14 protein-coding genes and 1 rRNA gene are annotated in these 17735 nt (G+C 31.8%); 2 read left to right on the top strand and 13 right to left on the bottom strand.

Annotated elements, in window-relative coordinates; genetic code table 11:
* From IAA47_06150 to IAA47_06175, 6 genes are all read right to left on the bottom strand, one after another.
* Nucleotides 1-145 (bottom strand): 16S ribosomal RNA (locus IAA47_06150); the annotation flags it as partial.
* 887 nt (nt 146-1032) lie between these two features.
* On the bottom strand, nt 1033-3642 hold the full coding sequence (gene leuS / locus IAA47_06155) for a leucine--tRNA ligase (protein ID MBU3842550.1): 2610 nt from the start codon (nt 3640-3642) through the stop codon (nt 1033-1035).
* Between the two features lie 81 nt (nt 3643-3723).
* Nucleotides 3724-4320 carry a sigma-70 family RNA polymerase sigma factor gene (locus IAA47_06160; protein MBU3842551.1) on the bottom strand — a complete coding sequence of 199 codons (597 nt, stop codon included), beginning with the start codon at nt 4318-4320 and terminating at the stop codon, nt 3724-3726.
* Between the two features lie 48 nt (nt 4321-4368).
* Nucleotides 4369-5076, bottom strand: coding sequence for a 23S rRNA (guanosine(2251)-2'-O)-methyltransferase RlmB (gene rlmB / locus IAA47_06165; protein ID MBU3842552.1), 708 nt, complete (start codon nt 5074-5076; stop codon nt 4369-4371).
* A 10-nt stretch (nt 5077-5086) separates the two neighbouring features.
* A complete protein-coding gene (gene murA, locus IAA47_06170; protein ID MBU3842553.1) occupies nt 5087-6355 on the bottom strand; it encodes a UDP-N-acetylglucosamine 1-carboxyvinyltransferase in 1269 nt (422 codons plus the stop codon).
* On the bottom strand, nt 6349-6921 hold the full coding sequence (locus IAA47_06175) for a YueI family protein (protein ID MBU3842554.1): 573 nt from the start codon (nt 6919-6921) through the stop codon (nt 6349-6351). The genes murA and IAA47_06175 overlap by 7 nt, the downstream gene beginning before the upstream one ends.
* 170 nt (nt 6922-7091) lie before the next feature.
* Here IAA47_06175 and IAA47_06180 point away from each other — a divergent pair, with 170 nt between their 5' ends.
* Both IAA47_06180 and IAA47_06185 read left to right on the top strand, forming a co-directional pair.
* Nucleotides 7092-8135 carry a carboxypeptidase-like regulatory domain-containing protein gene (locus IAA47_06180; GenBank protein MBU3842555.1) on the top strand — a complete coding sequence of 348 codons (1044 nt, stop codon included), beginning with the start codon at nt 7092-7094 and terminating at the stop codon, nt 8133-8135.
* A gap of 75 nt (nt 8136-8210) precedes the next feature.
* Nucleotides 8211-8945, top strand: coding sequence for a hypothetical protein (locus IAA47_06185; GenBank protein MBU3842556.1), 735 nt, complete (start codon nt 8211-8213; stop codon nt 8943-8945).
* Between the two features lie 57 nt (nt 8946-9002).
* On the opposite strand, the gene ade is transcribed toward IAA47_06185, so the two are convergent.
* The 7 genes from ade to recA form a co-directional block, all read right to left on the bottom strand.
* Nucleotides 9003-10742, bottom strand: a complete 1740-nt coding sequence (gene ade, locus IAA47_06190; protein MBU3842557.1) for an adenine deaminase — start codon at nt 10740-10742, stop codon at nt 9003-9005.
* A gap of 189 nt (nt 10743-10931) precedes the next feature.
* Nucleotides 10932-11948, bottom strand: a complete 1017-nt coding sequence (tsaD, locus tag IAA47_06195) for a tRNA (adenosine(37)-N6)-threonylcarbamoyltransferase complex transferase subunit TsaD (GenBank protein MBU3842558.1) — start codon at nt 11946-11948, stop codon at nt 10932-10934.
* A 73-nt stretch (nt 11949-12021) separates the two neighbouring features.
* Nucleotides 12022-12750: a pyruvate formate lyase-activating protein gene (gene pflA / locus IAA47_06200; protein MBU3842559.1), complete on the bottom strand. Its 729-nt coding sequence runs from the start codon at nt 12748-12750 to the stop codon at nt 12022-12024.
* Nucleotides 12751-12800: 50 nt separating this feature from the next.
* Nucleotides 12801-15029 carry a formate C-acetyltransferase gene (gene pflB, locus IAA47_06205; GenBank protein ID MBU3842560.1) on the bottom strand — a complete coding sequence of 743 codons (2229 nt, stop codon included), beginning with the start codon at nt 15027-15029 and terminating at the stop codon, nt 12801-12803.
* Between the two features lie 328 nt (nt 15030-15357).
* Nucleotides 15358-16092, bottom strand: a complete 735-nt coding sequence (locus IAA47_06210; protein ID MBU3842561.1) for a 1-acyl-sn-glycerol-3-phosphate acyltransferase — start codon at nt 16090-16092, stop codon at nt 15358-15360.
* Nucleotides 16093-16119: 27 nt separating this feature from the next.
* On the bottom strand, nt 16120-16662 hold the full coding sequence (locus IAA47_06215; GenBank protein ID MBU3842562.1) for a RecX family transcriptional regulator: 543 nt from the start codon (nt 16660-16662) through the stop codon (nt 16120-16122).
* A complete protein-coding gene (gene recA, locus IAA47_06220; GenBank protein MBU3842563.1) occupies nt 16652-17734 on the bottom strand; it encodes a recombinase RecA in 1083 nt (360 codons plus the stop codon). Before recA ends, IAA47_06215 begins: the two co-directional genes overlap by 11 nt.
* Nucleotide 17735: the final 1 nt, after the last annotated feature.

Raw genomic sequence — 17735 nt, forward strand, 5'->3', positions numbered from 1 at the left:
TTCCAAATGTTGTCCCAGACTACAGGGCAAGTTCTTTACGCGTTACTCACCCGTTCGCCACCATCACCCGAAGGATCAAGTAGACTTGCATGTGTTAAGCATTCTGTCAGCGCTCATCCTGAGCCAGGATCAAACTCTTCGTTCAATCTATTTAACTCAGTAAAATTTACCGATTATTTATTACACCATTTTATTGTTGTGTTTGCATTTATTGTCTTTCTCTATTCTGTTGCTAATGTCCTTATTTATTCATCTGTGCCGCTCTCTCGCGGACATAAATTATAATATCATAATTTTTAAATTCCGTCAACACTTTTTTTAAAAATTTTAAAATTTTTAAAAAAAAGTGGGCTATCTGATTTTTCTAAACTTCAGATAGCCCTATATATCAATTTCTATACTATTTATCAGTAATCCCTCCTCTGTTTTATTCTAATAAAAAATACTCTATATTATCAAATTAATCTCCTTCAAATGTATATTCTCAATATCTTATGATTATAACATTAACTTAAAATAGTACTCCTACCATCTCCTAATGATAATAACTCATCTATATATTTTTAGAATATACAACTACCCAAGTAGTCAATCATATTGGAATATCTCTCTGAAAATAGGAAATTGTTCTCTACAAAGATACAAACCATAATATAGAATAGATACTACTTCAATATATATCCTACTTTTAATTCAGGTAACTAAAGCTTTATCCTTCTAATAACATAATATTTTTTATCTTTTTAAACACAGCCTCTTGAAAAATTATCTAGCTATTAACCTTCAAATTTTTCATAAAATCTATCCCATTGGACTCTACCTCCTACAGTGATTTTATTGTCTAGACTACTATTATCCTGTTAATACTTATATACCCCATAAATTTTATTCTGTCAATAGAACTTACAAAAAAATTTTGTAAAATTGTAAAAAAGAGGAGAAAAACTATTTTACTTAAAGAAATTTTCAATCTTTTTAATAAAATTAAGTTTTTTCTCCTCATAAATTTCTAAAAAATTTTATAATTTTTTATTATTTTACAACTATATTTACTATCTTATCTGGAATAACAATCAATTTTACTAATGATTTTCCTTCCATATGTTTTTTTACATTCTCTAATTCTAAAGCTAATTTCTCAACAGTTTCTTTATCAGTTCCTCTCTCTACTTCAACTGTTCCTCTAACTTTTCCATTTACTTGAACAGCTATTACAACATCTGAAGAAACAGTTAATTTCTCATCATATGAAGGCCATTTTTCATTGAAAAGATATCCTGTATTTCCCATCTCTTCCCATAACTCATCACAGAAATGTGGTGTGAATGGTGATAACATAACTAAGATATTTTTTATAACTTCAGCAAATATCTTCTTAGACTCAGAAGTTACTTTTCCAGCTTCTAAAATATTTGTTTTATAGTCTTGAGTCTCATTTATTAACTCCATTGTTGCTGCAATAGAAGTGTTAAAATGGTAGTCATCTTCAATAGATTCTGTTACTTTCTTTATAGTTTGGTTTAGCTTTATTAATAAAGCTTTATCCTCTCTACTTACTTTAGATAGATCTATCTCTCCAAACTCAAGATTTTCTTTATGTTCCATTACTAGTCTCCAGATTTTGCTTAAGAATCTGTAAGCACCTGCAAGTCCATTTTCATTCCACTCTAACTCTTTTTCTGGTGGAGCAGCAAACATTATAAATAATCTTGTTGTATCTGCACCATATTTTGTTATCATCTCTTCTGGGTCTACACCATTATTTTTTGATTTAGACATTTTTTCTACTTTTATTGTTAACTCTTCTCCAGTTGCTTTAGAGAAAGCTTTCTCTCCTTTTAACTCAACTTCACTTGGGAAAAGGAATTTATTTTCATTAGCTGAATAGTATGATGGTCCTAATACCATTCCTTGTGTAAGTAGTCTTTTGAACGGCTCATTTGCTGAAACTAGTCCTAAATCTCTCAATATTTTTTGGAAGAATCTAGCATATAGAAGATGCATTACCGCATGTTCTATCCCACCAATATATTGGTCTACTCCCATCCAAGAATCTACAACTTCCTTATCAAATGGAAGTTTATCATTTTTAGGATCACAATATCTTAAGAAATACCATGACGAATCTACGAATGTATCCATAGTATCTGTATCTCTTCTAGCTGGTCCTCCACAAATTGGACAAACTGCATGTTTAAAGCTTTCTGATGTTTCTAATGGATTTCCTATTCCGTTGAAAGATACATCTTCAGGAAGTCTTACTGGTAAATTTTCATCCTTTTCCATTACAGTTCCACACTTATCACAGTATAATGCTGGAATAGGTGTTCCCCAGTATCTTTGTCTTGATACTCCCCAATCTTTTAATCTATATTTTACAGTTCTCTTACCATAGTTATTTGCCTCTACAAATTCAGCTATTTTTGTTAAAGCCTCTTTAGAAGAGATTCCATTAAACTCTCCTGAATTTGTCATAACTCCTACTTCTGTGAAAGCTTGTGTCATCTCATCTGCTTTTAATTCAACAACCTCTTTTGTCTCTTTATTTACTGGGTTGATTACCACTTTAAATGGTAAGTTATATTTCTTAGCAAAGGCGAAGTCTCTCTCGTCATGACATGGAACTGCCATTACTGCTCCTGTTCCATAGTTCATTAATACGTAATCTGCTACCCATAATTGAACCTTCTCTTTTGTCACAGGATTGATTACATGCCATCCTGTAAATACTCCGTTTTTCTCTCTTCCTTCTGCTGATCTTTCTATTAAATCAGTATTTTTCATTGCTTCAACACTTGCTTTAATCTCTGGATTTACTTTTACAATCTCATCTACTATTGGATGTTCAGGAGCTACAACACAGTAAGATACTCCATATACAGTATCAATTCTTGTTGTGAACATTGGTAGATCTTCTCCAGTTTCAGCTACTTTAAATACTATCTCAGTTCCATATGATTTTCCTATCCAGTTTTTTTGCATTGTTAAAACTTTTTCTGGCCAACCATCTTTTAACTCTTTATGTCCCTCTAATAATTCATCAGCATAATCAGTTATTTTAAAGAACCATTGCTCTAACTCTTTTTGAATAACTGAAGTTTTGCTGTGTCTCCAACACTTTCCATCTTCAACTTGCTCATTTGCAAGAACTGTATTACAATCTGGACACCAGTTTATTAGAGATTTTTTCTTATATATTAATCCCTTTTCATAGAATCTCTTGAACATCCATTGATTCCATTTATAGTATTCTGGAGTATATGAAGCTATCTCTCTATCCCAATCATATGAGAATCCTAATAGCTTTAATTGTCTTTTCATATTCTCTATATTAGATTTTGTCCATATTGCTGGGTGAGCACCATTTTGAATAGCTGCATTTTCAGCTGGAAGTCCAAAAGAGTCCCATCCCATAGGGTTTAATACATTATACCCTTTCATTCTCTTATATCTTGCTATAACATCTCCAATTGTATAGTTTCTAGCATGTCCAACATGTAATTTTCCAGAAGGATATGGTAACATCACTAGTACATAGTAGTTATCTTTCCCTTCAACTTTATTTTCAGTTTTAAAAATGTGTCCATTTTCCCATTTCTCTTGCCACTTGGCTTCTACTTCTTTAAAATTATACTCTTTCAAGAATATCACCTCATAAATAATTCTTTCTCACATTCAAATATACCATATATTTTAACCATTTAATAGTTATTTATTTTATTTTTAATAAGTACTTAACCATAATTCACTTTTTCTTTTTATTCTTTGAAAACTATTATCTATAACCTTTGGAGTTTTTTCTAACTCCTCAGCTATTTCTTTATAGGAGAAACCTTTGATCATATAGTTGAATACCTGTCTTTCAAAAGGACTAAAGTTATGCTCTACAAAGTCTTGAAACTCCATAATTTTCTCCTTAGAAAGAAAGATTGCTTCTGGATTGTATCTTATTGTTGAATACAACTCTTTTGAGTAGTCTTCATGTCCATCATCAGTCTCTAAATTATTACCACTAGCCTCATTTAAAACACTATTTTTCTGTGCTGTAGAGCTTCTAACAGCGGTTAATATCTGTCTTCTGATACAAAGAGTGGCAAAAGTTTTAAAAGATGATTTTCCCTTTACATAACCTTTTATAGCTTTTAAAAGACCGATTGTTCCCTCCTGTAGTAGATCATCTTGATCCGCTCCAACTATGAAATAATTTCTAACATTCATATATATCAGTTTTTTATACTCTTTTAGTATTAAATCTAATGCCTCTTGATCTCCATCTTGAGCCAATTTTACTATCTCATCATTTATTAAGTTTTCACTCATATAATTCTTTCCCTTCCCACTATTTTTATTCTATTTTCCCTCTATATTCTAAAACGATTTAACTATTTCAGAAAGAATTATTCCCCCTGCAACTGAAACATTTAGAGAGTTTATCTTTCCATACATAGGTATTTTTATTAAAACATCACAGCTCTCTTTTACTTTTTTTCTGATTCCATTTCCTTCACTACCTAATACTAATGCAGTTCTGCTTGGATATTTCTCTTGAGAGTAATCTTTACTTCCCTCTCCCTCTGCTCCATATACCCAGTAATCCAATTTCTTTAATTTGCTAATAGCATCAGATATATTAGTAACCTTTACTATATCTACATACTCAATTGCACCAGTTGAAGTTTTTACAACTGTCTCATTTATTCTTACAGCATTTCTTTCTGGTATAATTATTCCCTTTACTCCAAAAACTTCAGCACTTCTTATTAAAGCCCCGAAGTTTCTTGGGTCTTGGATCTCATCTAAAATCAATACAATAGCTTTCTCCATAGGAGCAATTTTCTCTAGGAAAGCTCCGAAGTCTACGTAGTAATCATAATCACTTACATATACTACAACACCTTGCGAATTCTCTCTCTTTTTATCTGTATAGAATATCTTGATGTTTCTTTCAGAAGCTAATCTCTTTATCTTATTTATCTTATCATCCTTTGCTCCCTTAAAAATCTCAAGCTTCTCTATTGTTTTCTCTTTATTTTGTAATACTTCTATTACTGGATTTACTCCAATTATCTTCTCCATTATACCTCCGTTATACCTCTACTTTTATTCTTTCAATATTAGCACCAGTATTTTTTAATCTTAATTCTAAGTTTTCATATCCTCTATCTACATGATAAATTCTATTTACTATGCTCTCTCCCTCAGCCTTTAATGCAGCAAGTATCAGTGAAGCTCCAGCTCTTAAATCACTTGCCATTACCTCAGCTGATGAGAAGTTTTCTATTCCTTTTATAGTTGCTATATTCCCATTTATATCTATTTTAGCTCCCATTCTATTTAATTCAGGAACATGCATAAATCTATTTTCAAATATAGTCTCTTTTATCTCACTACTTCCCTTAGCTAAACACATAAGTGTCATAATAGGTGATTGTAAGTCAGTTGGGAATCCAGGGTGTGGCATAGTAGTTACCTTCACTCCTTGAAGATCTGAAAGTTTAGACACCACTGTTAACTCATCTCCATCTATTATATATTTTACTCCCATCTCCTCTAATTTCATTAGAAAAGCTTCTAGATGCTCCTTAACTACTCCCTTTACTTTTACCTTTCCATCAAACATAACAGCGGCAATAGTAAATGTTCCTGCAACAATTCTATCTGGAATTATTGTATGTTCACATGGATAAAGTTTATCTACTCCCTCAATAGTAAGTGTTCCTGTTCCAACTCCACTTATCTTAGCTCCCATCTTATTTAAAAAGTCACAAAGATCTATTATCTCTGGCTCTCTTGCAGCATTTTCTAAAATAGTAACTCCCTTAGCTTTAACAGCTGCCATCACAATATTTTCAGTTGCTCCTACGCTTGGAAAGTCTAAAATAATTTTAGTTCCTACTAACTCCTCAGCTTCAGCCTCAACATACCCATGATCTATAGTTATTTTTGTTCCTAGAGCTTCAAAACCTTTAAGATGTAGATCAACTGGTCTAGCTCCAATAGCACACCCTCCTGGAAGTGATACAGTTGCTTTTTTACAGTGAGCTAACATAGGTCCCATAACTAGAAAAGATGCTCTCATCTTTTTTACAAGCTCATAACCAGCTACTAAGTTAGTTAAACCTCTGTTCTCTATCTTGTATGTATTTTCATCTAACTTTTCTATTATAAGTCCTAGACTTTCTAATAACTTAACTAATGTTCTTATATCCATTAAATTTGGAACATTTCTTAGGATATATGTTCCCTTTTCTACTAAAGTAGCTATCATAATTGGAAGAGCTGCATTTTTTGACCCCTCTACTTTTAGTACTCCCTCTATCTCTTTTCCTCCAGTAACTCTAAAAGCTTCTACCATCTCTCATTTTTCTCCTTTTCAATCCTGCATATAGGACAACTTTCTCCAAAAAATTGGTTAAATATTGTCAATTTTTTAAATTTCTTTTCATATCCTGGTAATTTTTTTTCTACCATAGAGTAGTGTTTCTCACATATTTTCTTTCCAAAATATTTTACATATTCTGGATATAACCCTACCTCTTTAAATTTCTCTCTCATATCCTTTACTACTATCGCTCTCTCATTGTCATCAAAGGCTTCCTTTACAACTATAACTAATCCAATATTTCCCAGTAAATTTAGACTATCAATAAGCGTATATCTAACTTTTGAATTTTCTGCCTCAACTATGTAAGGTTTTAAATACTTTAACTCTATATCTCTTTTCATTTTTATATAGGCTACATCATCTTTTTTCATTCTCTCTATTATCTCTGGGTATACCACTTCTGATCTAAGTTGCTCCTCTGTGAGTGCTAGAGCTATATTTTCCTTAAATTCATCTAGGTAATAAGCTCTTTCAGCTTGTGTTTTTAAAAAATTTAACTTTCCCTGACTCTCTTTATCTATTAAATTTTCACTCATAATTTCCCACCTTTAATACAAAGTATTGCATTAGATTATATCATAATATTGTACCATTTTACAGTGATATTTAAAAGGTTTTTATGAAACTATTTTTTAAAAAAATCTCTTCTTTTTTAATAAAAAGTGTTATAATATGTTCAAACTATTTTTCTTCAGGAGGTCATTCTATGAGAAGAGCTTTTTTCGCCTTCCTCTTTATAAATTTATTTTTTATTACATTTTCTAAGAATATAACTTTCGATTTTAATATGCCAACTGGTAAAGTTGAGTATTTTAAAGCTGGAGATATAAATACACAATCTAATTACTTTTACGATGGAACCTTAACCTTAGATTTAGAAGAGAAGGAGTACTATTTTTTATTAACTAGCACAGACTTTCCTCCTATCCAAAAAATCATTGATGTTAAAACAATAAAAAAACCTATTCAAATATCTTTCACTAAAGATAATTATGTTTGTATTGAGGGAAAGGTAACTAGTGATTACTCAAATATAGGAAATGTAATAGTCTCTTTTATTAACTCTGAAAATAAAAGTTTTAATTTTACAACCGATATTTTTGGAAAATTTACTGCCTTTGTCCCAGTTGGTAACTACTCAGTTGAAGCTGATAGATTTGGATATACTTTAAATAAAAAAAATAAAATTATATATAATTTTACCTCTACAACTAAGCCTTACTCTATAGAACTTAATTTAGTTGAGCTTCCTTGTTTTATACAAGGAAAAGTTGTAGATGAAGAGGGGCATACAATTCCATACCCAAAACTTTTTATAAAAAATGGTGAAAATATTATTCAGGGTGAAGGAGATGAATTTGGAATGTTTAAATTTCCAGTAGATAGTGGAATTGTAACTATCCTAGCTCAAAAATATAGTTTTATCCAAAATGGAGTTGTAAGGAAAATTGATAAAAACTCATCTATCACTAATATTGAAATTGCTTTATCAAAAGTAAAATATAATATAAGTGGAACAATAGTAAATGGTATCAAAGCTCTTCCCGGAATGGAACTTCAACTAGTCAATGAGGATAATAGTAAAATAACTACTATTTTTAGTGATGAAAATGGAAGTTTTGAATTTTATAAAATTCCCGGAAATAGAAAGGTATTTATCCTAGTAATTAAAGATGGAAAAATTTTAAAAAAAAGTGAGCTTATTACCTTAGACAATGATATTAAAAATTTTAATATCATTCTAAATTAATAATTCAAAATACTTCCTCATATTTTCATCACAAATTTATAGTAGAATTGAGATTATATTTTTATGGTGATTTAAATGTTTAAAAAAAATATCAATGATGTTAGGCAGAGTGTAATTAAGTTTCTTAATTTAACTTATCCTGAAAACAACATTAATGAGAGTAACTTAATGCTTCTCAACGAAGGAAAATTTGCAAATGCAACTGTATTCCATTATCTAGATTCTAATTTAAATTTAACAATTAAAGATTTTTCTGGTTCTCCTTGGATTATAAGAAAAACTTTTGGAAAACTTTTCATAAATATGGAATATAACACTTTAATTAAACTTTCTAATAATCCTTCAGTTGCTAAAGATGCTAAAAAGCTCTCTCCTTATACTCTCGCCTTTAACTTTATTGAAGGTGAAGCTTTGAAAACTTTACCTAAGAACTCTATTGACAAAGATTTTTTCTTAGAATTAGAAAAAAATGTAAGAGCTATGCATAGAAAAGATATTGTTCATCTAGATTTAAGAAATTTAGGAAATATTTTAAAAGGGAATGATGGTTATCCATATATTATTGATTTTCAATCAGCTATTTCAACTAAATACTTAGGTAAATGGTTAACTCAACTTTTAAAAATTTCTGATTTAACTGGTGTTTACAAATGTTGGAACAATAGATGCACTGAACCTTTAAACAGTAAAAGAAATAATATTTTAGAAGAGTTCAATAAAATTAGGAAAGTTTGGATTTTTAAAGGTTATCCTATCAGTAGAGCCATAAAAAAATTTAAAGAATTCATCACACAAAAAAAATTAGGGTAAAGCTAACCCTAATTTTTTTATAACTAATCATTTAACTCTCTCTTATATTTAGAAAAATTAAACTCCTTCTACTTCTAATTTGATAAATTCAAATTTTTTCACATCAAATAACCCTCTATCACTTATCTTTATCTCTGGTATAACTATTAAAGACATAAAACAAAGAGTCATTATCGGCTCAATCTCTGTTGATATACTCAATTTTTCAGTAGCAATTTTATGTAGAGTTTCCAACTTATTATCTACCCACACTCCATCTTTATCACTCATAATTCCAGCTATTGGCATAGGCATACTTTCTAAAATCTCTCCATTTTCTACTAGTACTATTCCTCCACCTTGTTCAATAAGTTTATTTACTGCAGTACTTATCTCTTCATTGCTAATTCCTACAGCTATTATATTATGTGAATCATGGGCTATTGATAAGGCTACGGCACCTCTTTTAATACCATATCCTCTTAAAAGGGCAGTAGCTACATTTCCTGTATTTTTATGTCTTTCTATCACAGCTATCTTTACAATATCTTTATCACTTTCAAATATAAAATCTCCATCTTTATCTAATTTTACTTCTGCTATTCCCTTTTTAGTCAGAACTCCCCCCGGCTGGATATCAATTGTATAAACCTTATTAGATTTCAATTTCATCTTTAATTTATCTATATTGAAATCTTTGACCTGCATACTAGATCTTACACTTTCAATACTATGCTTTTTTATCTCCAGTAGATATTCACCATCCCTAGCAACCTCTTTCCCTTCAATAAAAACATTTTTTACTTTGAATTTTTCTAAATCTTCCAATAAAACTATATCAGCACGCAAACCTGGAGCTATTGCTCCCCTATCTCTCATTCCATAACACTCTGCAGCATTTATTGTCGCCATCTGTATAGCTGTAATAGGATCTAAGCCCTCCTCTACACATATTTGAAGATGATTATCTATATGCCCTAACTCTAATATTGTTCTTGGCTGTCTATCATCTGAGCACAATAAACAACGTCTACTATTCTCCTTTGTTACCCCTTTAATCAGATTTCTTAAATCTTTGCAAGCTGATCCCTCTCTTAAAAGAACATACACTCCTCTAGATATTCTACTATTCATCTCCTCTACAGTAGAACACTCATGGTCAGTTCTTATTCCAATTGCTGTATAGGCATTTAAAAGATGATTAGCTATTCCAGGGCTATGTCCATCTATAAATTTCCCACTTTCCTTTGCTACCATTACCTTATCTAAAATCTCATTATCCGCGGCTACAACTCCAGGAAAATTCATAAACTCTCCCAGTCCAAGCACCTCTTTTCTTGTTATTGGTTCTCTCATTTTTGAGGCATCAATAATAGCTCCAGAATTTTCAAAAGGGGTACATGGGACACATGATGGAATCATATACTTTATGTCTAAAGCTGTATTTTTAGCTGCTTCAATCATATAATTTAATCCCTCTATACCACAGACATTGACTATTTCATGTGGATCTGCTACTATACATGTTCCCCCATGTGGAACTATAAGTTTTCCTAACTCTTCTGGTGATAAATATGAAGATTCAATATGAATATGACTATCTATAAAACCTGGTGCTGCATATTTTCCCTCTGCATCCAATGTAATTTTTCCCTTGTAGTTACCTATTCCAGCTATCCACTTATCTGAAATAGCTATATTTCCCTCTATTATCTTTCCTGAATAAACATCTATTATTTTGCAATTCTCTATAACTATATCAGCTAATTCTCTTCCAGCTGAAATATCTATCAATTTCTTTAACTCTTCTTTCTTCATTTCTTCCTCCATGCTATCCAATCTATTATAAAAAAAATACTATCCTGCATTCTAGTTCTCCTATATTTGCGGCTAGTATTTTTAAATTTTCAAGTATTTTTATTAGTATAACATAGCTTAAATTTTAAGTCAATACAATCTTGACTTGATTACTCAGAATTTTAAAGTAATTATTTTCTATTAATTTGATTAATCATCAATCACATTTAAAGTTGCTACTCCATTTAAGTCTAAATCAGCAAAACAACTTTTTCCATCTTTACAGTTAATCAATTTGTAATAAGCAGCTTCAGCTATCATAGCAGCATTGTCAGTACAAAGCTTCATTGATGGATATAAAACCTCTATGCCAAGTTTTTTAGCTTCCTCTGTTAATTGACTTCTAAGTAGTGAGTTGGCAGCTACTCCTCCAGCTAATATTATTGTTTTTACCTTTTTATCCACAGCAGCTTTTAATGTTTTCTTGCAAAGTATATCTACAACTTTTCCTAAAAATGAAGCAGCTAAATCCTCATTAGAAAACTCTTCTCCCTTCATTCTCATCTTATTGACAAAGTTTATAACCGCTGTTTTTATTCCAGAGAAACTGAAATCATACTCTCCTACTTTTGGCTCTGGGATCTCTAAGAAATCTCTATTTCCTTGATAATACATTCTATCTATTACAGGTCCTCCTGGGTATCCAATCCCTAGAACTCTTGCTACCTTATCACAACTCTCTCCTACAGCATCATCTAAAGTTCCACCTAAATTTACAAAGTTATGATTCTCGTCCATATATAGTATATTGGTATGTCCTCCAGATACAACTAATGATATACATGGTAGTTTTACATCATGCTCTAAGAAGTTAGCATACATATGCCCCTTTATATGATGAACTGGTATTATTGGAATGTTATGAGTATAAGCTAATCCCTTTGCAAATGAGATTCCAACTAAAAGAGCCCCTATAAGTCCTGGAGCATATGTAACTGCTATATAGTCCACATCCTCCATAGTTATACCTGCCTCTTCTAAAGCTTCATCTAATATAGTTGCTATATTCTTTATATGTTGTCTTGAAGCTATCTCTGGAACAACCCCTCCATACTCTTTATGTATCTCTATCTGTGAAGAGATTTTATTAGATAAAATCTCCTTTCCATCTTTTAATACAGCTATGGAAGTTTCATCACAAGAACTCTCTATTCCTAAAATTATCATAAAAAACCTCCTATCTCTTATTCAATGACATTTTTCTCTATTATACCATCTTTTAAGAAAAAAAGCATTTTTTTTAATGGACAGATAGGTTGTATCTTTTAAATAGTTCAACTATCTCTAGTTTTCTCTCATAACTCAAGTCTTCTACCCCCTCAAGAGGATATGCCATTCCTAACTCCTTATACTTAAATACCCCTAATGTATGGTATGGAAGTATCTCTACCATCTCTACATTTTCGAACTTTGATATAAATTGAGCCGTCTTTTCTAAAAGTTCATTATTATCAGTTATTCCAGGTACCACAACATGTCTTATCCAAGTAGGCTTTCCTATCTCCTTTAGGTATTCAAGAAATTTTATGCTGTTATCCATCTTCACAGAGGTTAATTCCCTATGTATCTCCCTATCTAGAGCCTTAATATCTAAAAGTACTAGATCTGTATATTTTAATACCTCCTTTACCCTCTCGTTAAAAATATACCCAGAGGTATCTAAAGCTGTATGTATTCCCTCCTCTTTACACAACTTAAAAAGTTCTAATACATACTCACTTTGAACCAAAGGTTCCCCTCCAGTTACTGTTACTCCTCCCTTTTTTCCGAAGTAATTTTTATATCTTTTTATCTTCTTTAGAGTATCTTCAGCACTCTCCTGTATCTTCTTTTCTCCAATATTCCAAGTATCTGGATTATGACAAAATTTACATCTCAATGGACACCCTTGTAAAAAAACTACAAATCTTATTCCTGGTCCATCTACAGTTCCCATACTCTCATAAGAGTGAATATTTCCTAAAACCATTTTAACACCTCTCAAATATTATTAAAGAGAGGGCGTACCCTCTCTTTTTATTACATCTTTCCACTAATAGTTCTTGATAATACGTCTAACTGTTGCTCTCTTGTAAGTCTTACAAAGTTAACTGCATATCCAGAAACTCTTATTGTTAGTTGAGGGTACTTATCTGGGTTTGCCATAGCATCCTCTAATAACTCTCTATCAAATACATTGACATTTAGATGTTGTCCTCCTTGTGGAGTGAAGTATCCATCCATCAATGTTACTAAATTCTCAACCCTATCCTCTCTAGTTTTTCCTAAAGCAGCTGGAGAGATAGCAAATGTATAAGAGATTCCATCTTCAGAATGGTGGAATGGTAATTTTGCAACTGAAGCAAGTGAAGCTACTGCCCCTCTAGTATCTCTTCCATTCATTGGGTTTGCTCCCGGTGCAAAAGGTGTTCCTCCTCTTCTTCCATCTGGAGTATTTCCAGTTTTCTTTCCATATACAACATTTGATGTTATTGTTAAAATTGATTGAGTAGCCTTAGAGTTTCTATATGTTCCATGAGTTCTTAGATAGTTCATAAATTTCTCAACTATTTGAACTGCTAATTCATCTGTTGAATCCTCATCATTTCCAAACGGGATATAATCTCCCTCTCTTTCAAAATCTACTACTAAGCCATCTTCATTTCTTATAACTTTAACCTTAGCATCTCTTATAGCTACCAATGAGTCTACAACTATTGAAAGTCCAGCTATTCCACTAGCCTGTGTTCTTTCAACATTTAGATCATGTAATCCCATAGCAAAAGCTTCATAAGAGTATTTATCATGCATATAGTGAATTATCTTTAGAGCATTTACATAAGTTCCCGCTAACCATTTCATCATCTGGTCAAACTTTTCCATTACATCATTGTACTCTAAATATTCTCCAGTAACTGGAGCAAATTTAGGTGCTACCTGTGCTCCACTCTTCTCATCTCTTCCACCATTGATAGCATAAAGTAGTGTTTTAACTAGATTTGCTCTAGCTCCAAAGAACTCCATTCCCTTTCCTATCTTCATAGGTGATACACAACAAGCTATTCCATAATCATCTCCAAGTTCTGGTCTCATTAAATCATCATTTTCATATTGAATAGATGATGTATCAATAGAAACCTTTGAACAATATTTTTTCCAATTTTCTGGAGAGTTTACTGACCATAGAACTGTTAAGTTTGGTTCAGGTGCAGGTCCTAAGTTATAAAGTGTGTGTAAGTATCTAAAAGATGTCTTAGTTACTAAAGTTCTTCCATCTACCCCTTGTCCACCTATTGATTCTGTTACCCAAGTAGGATCTCCTGAGAATAAGTCATTATACTCTGGTGTTCTTAAAAATCTGATTATTCTTAATTTTATTATAAATTGATCTATTAACTCTTGAGCCTCTTCCTCTGTTATTACTCCAGCTTTTAAATCTCTCTCTATATAGATATCTAAGAAAGTTGAAGTTCTTCCTAATGACATTGCGGCTCCATCTTGATCCTTTGTAGCTGCAAGGTATGCAAAATATAAGAACTGAACAGCTTCTTTAGCATCCTTAGCTGGTCTTGTTACATCAAAACCATATGAGCTACACATCTTAACAAACTCTTTAAGTGCCCCAATCTGTTCTGAAACTTCCTCTCTTCTTCTAATGATATCCTCATTGAAATCTCCAGCTTCAAGTTGCTTTAGCTGATCTTTTTTATCCTCTATCAATCTATCTACACCATATAGAGCTACTCTTCTATAATCTCCTATTATTCTTCCTCTTCCATAAGCATCTGGAAGTCCAGTTATTATTCCACTCTTTCTAGCTGCTCTAATATCATCAGTATAAGCTGAGAACACTCCCTCATTATGAGTTTTTCTATACTTTGTAAAAATCTCCTCTGTAACCGGATCAATCTGATAACCATAAGCTTCTAAAGCATTTTTTACCATTCTTAATCCACCTTTTGGGAATATCCCTCTTTTTAAAGGGGCATCAGTTTGAAGTCCCACAATAACCTCTGAATCTTTATCAATATATCCAGGTCCATATGTAGTGATGCTTTGTGGCATCTTAGTCTCTGTATCATAGATACCTTTTTCTCTCTCTACCTTGAACATCTCTGTCAACTTATTCCAAACTTTTTTAGTTTTCTCTGTAGGTCCAACTAAAAATGATTCATCTCCAGAATAGGGAGTATAGTTCTCCTGAATAAAATCCCTTACATTTATCTCTCTTTGCCATAATTGACCTTTAAATCCATTCCAAAACTCCATTTTTGCCTCCTTTAAAAATCTTTTATTTATAAAAATTAAAAATTTTTGTCATCTTGTTAATATATATCTAACAGTTTTTATTTATACTTTATAATAACATTCTTTATCCAAAAAGTCAACTTTTTATTTCGTCTAAAATATATTATCATATTCAAAGTATTTGCTATGTTCAGATATTTTTTATAGCAATAAAAAAACCGACACTCTAGGCAGTAATCGCCCAGACGGTCGGCTCAAAATCAAAGTTATATTCCCATGTGGTTATCCACTTCTCCGTCAGTTATATAACTGGTATATTTTATCATTTTTTTATTTCTTTATCAACTAATTATTTTATCTTTCTATAGTTATTTTCAATAATCTCCCTTACTGTTGTACTTAAATCTTTAAGCTCCTCCTTAGAAAGTGAAGATACATAAATCGGTTCATCTACCACTACAGTTACCAACTGATTTCTTTTCATCTTCCACTCTCCTCTTTTTTGAATATCAAAGGTTCCCTTTAAAGTAAGGGGAATAATTATTCCATTTGTCTCAGTTGCTAATTTAAAACTCCCTTTTTTAAATCTAAGTATCTCTCCATCTAAGGTTCTCTCTCCCTCTGGAAAAATAACTATAGGATATCCCTCTTTTATTATCTTTACAGCTTCCTTTATATCCTTTATTCCCTCTCTTGGATTCTCTCTGTTAAGAAATACACATTTACTCTTTCTCATCCAGATATTAAAAAAAGGCCAACTCTTCATCTCTTTCTTTGCGACAAAACCAACATCCATATGTAATGCACTTACAATAACTGGTATATCCAAATTACTTTGATGATTACATACATAGATTATTCCTTTTTCTCTCTCTAGTTGATTTATATTTTTTCTATTTTTATAAACCACTCTCAACCTTACTCCTAAACTTTTTAGGACAAGTTTTGAAAGCCATTTTAATTTCTCTCTTGCCAATTTTACAGCTGTTTTCTCATCTTTGAATGCTATTATAGGAAGATAGAGTATAGATATATATATAAAAATTATTAATCCTGTTAATGTTGCTAAAATCATCCCTAACATGTTCCTCTTCTCCTCCTAGTAACCTAGTTACTCTAAATCTTTTATTACCTTTTGAATATCACTATATCCAAATCCCTTTCTCATTAAAGATAGTATCTTCTTCTCCTTATCTTTATTACCCAATCTCTCCCATTGTTTTCTTATCTCCTCTAGTTCTTGAGAGTTATGATCAGCTAATAATTCTTTTATTACACTACCTTTGATACCTTTTTGTATCAACATAAACTCCAATTTTTTCTTACTATAATTGTGGGAGTTTATGTAACTTTCAGCATAGTCATAATCATTTAGATAACCTAACTCAATAAATTTTTCTATTACAAATTTTATGATATCCTTTTCCCTATATTTAGAGAGGAGCTTTAAATATAGCTCCTTCTCTGAATAATCTCTTTTATTTAGCAAAAAATATCCCATACTTTCTGCTCTTCTTCTCACAAGCTCTCTATACTCTTCTAAAGTTATCTCCTCTCTATCTTTTAGATTAAACTCCTGTATAGTTTGCTTATTTAAATCTAAATAGAAAAACTCATCAAAGTATACCTTATTTCCCTTTAGACTATACCTCATCAAAATTTAATGCTCCCTCTTGAACACCCTCTAAACTCTCTTCTCCATCATCTTCCTTAGCAGAATGTGGTTTCATAACTTTCATCACTTCCGCCTCTATTGCTGATAGTAATTCTGGTTCACTCTCAAGTCTAGCTTTTACATTCTCTTTTCCTTGTCCTAGTCTGATATCTCCAAAACTAAACCAAGCTCCAGATTTTGCAACTATATCATACTCAAGAGCTATATCTAAAATCTCTCCAACTCTAGATATTCCCTTACCATACATAATTTGGAAAGTAGCCTCTTTAAATGGAGGAGCTATCTTATTTTTAGTAATCTTTACAACAGTTTCATTTCCTATTGCTTCATCACCCTGTTTTACACTTCCCACTCTCTTTACTTCCATTCTTACTGAAGCATAGAATTTTAGAGCTTTTCCTCCAGTAGTAGTAGTTTGAGGTCCAAATCCAAATCCACCAATCTTATCTCTTATTTGGTTGATGAATATCATAGTAGTTTTAGATTTATTCAGTGTAGCTGTAAGTTTTCTTAGAGCCTTTGACATAAGTCTTGCCTGTAATCCCATCTGTTGATCTGACATCTCTCCATCTATCTCTGCCTTTGGTACAAGTGCAGCTACTGAGTCAACTACAACAAGGTCAACTGCTCCAGAACGAACAAGCATGTCAGCTATCTCTAAAGCTTGCTCCCCATAATCTGGTTGAGAGATTAAAAGCTCATCTACATCCACACCTAAAGCCTTTGCATAAACTGGATCTAAAGCGTGCTCAGCATCTATAAAGGCAACTATTCCACCCATTTTTTGAGCCTCTGCTGCTATATGAAGAGCTATTGTTGTCTTTCCTGAACTTTCAGCTCCATATATCTCTACTATTCTTCCTCTTGGTACTCCACCTTGACCTAAAGCTAAATCAAGATTAATACTTCCTGTAGATATAGTTTCTACTGCCATACTTTGGTTAGATCCTAATTTCATAATAGATCCTTCACCAAAGTCCTTTTTTATCTGTTTCATTGCCATTTCCAGTGCTTTTTCTCTGTCATTAACTTCATCTTTTGCTTTTGCCATC

Origin of the sequence: Candidatus Fusobacterium pullicola (assembly GCA_018883725.1) — a bacterium.
Classification (GTDB): domain Bacteria; phylum Fusobacteriota; class Fusobacteriia; order Fusobacteriales; family Fusobacteriaceae; genus Fusobacterium_A; species Fusobacterium_A pullicola.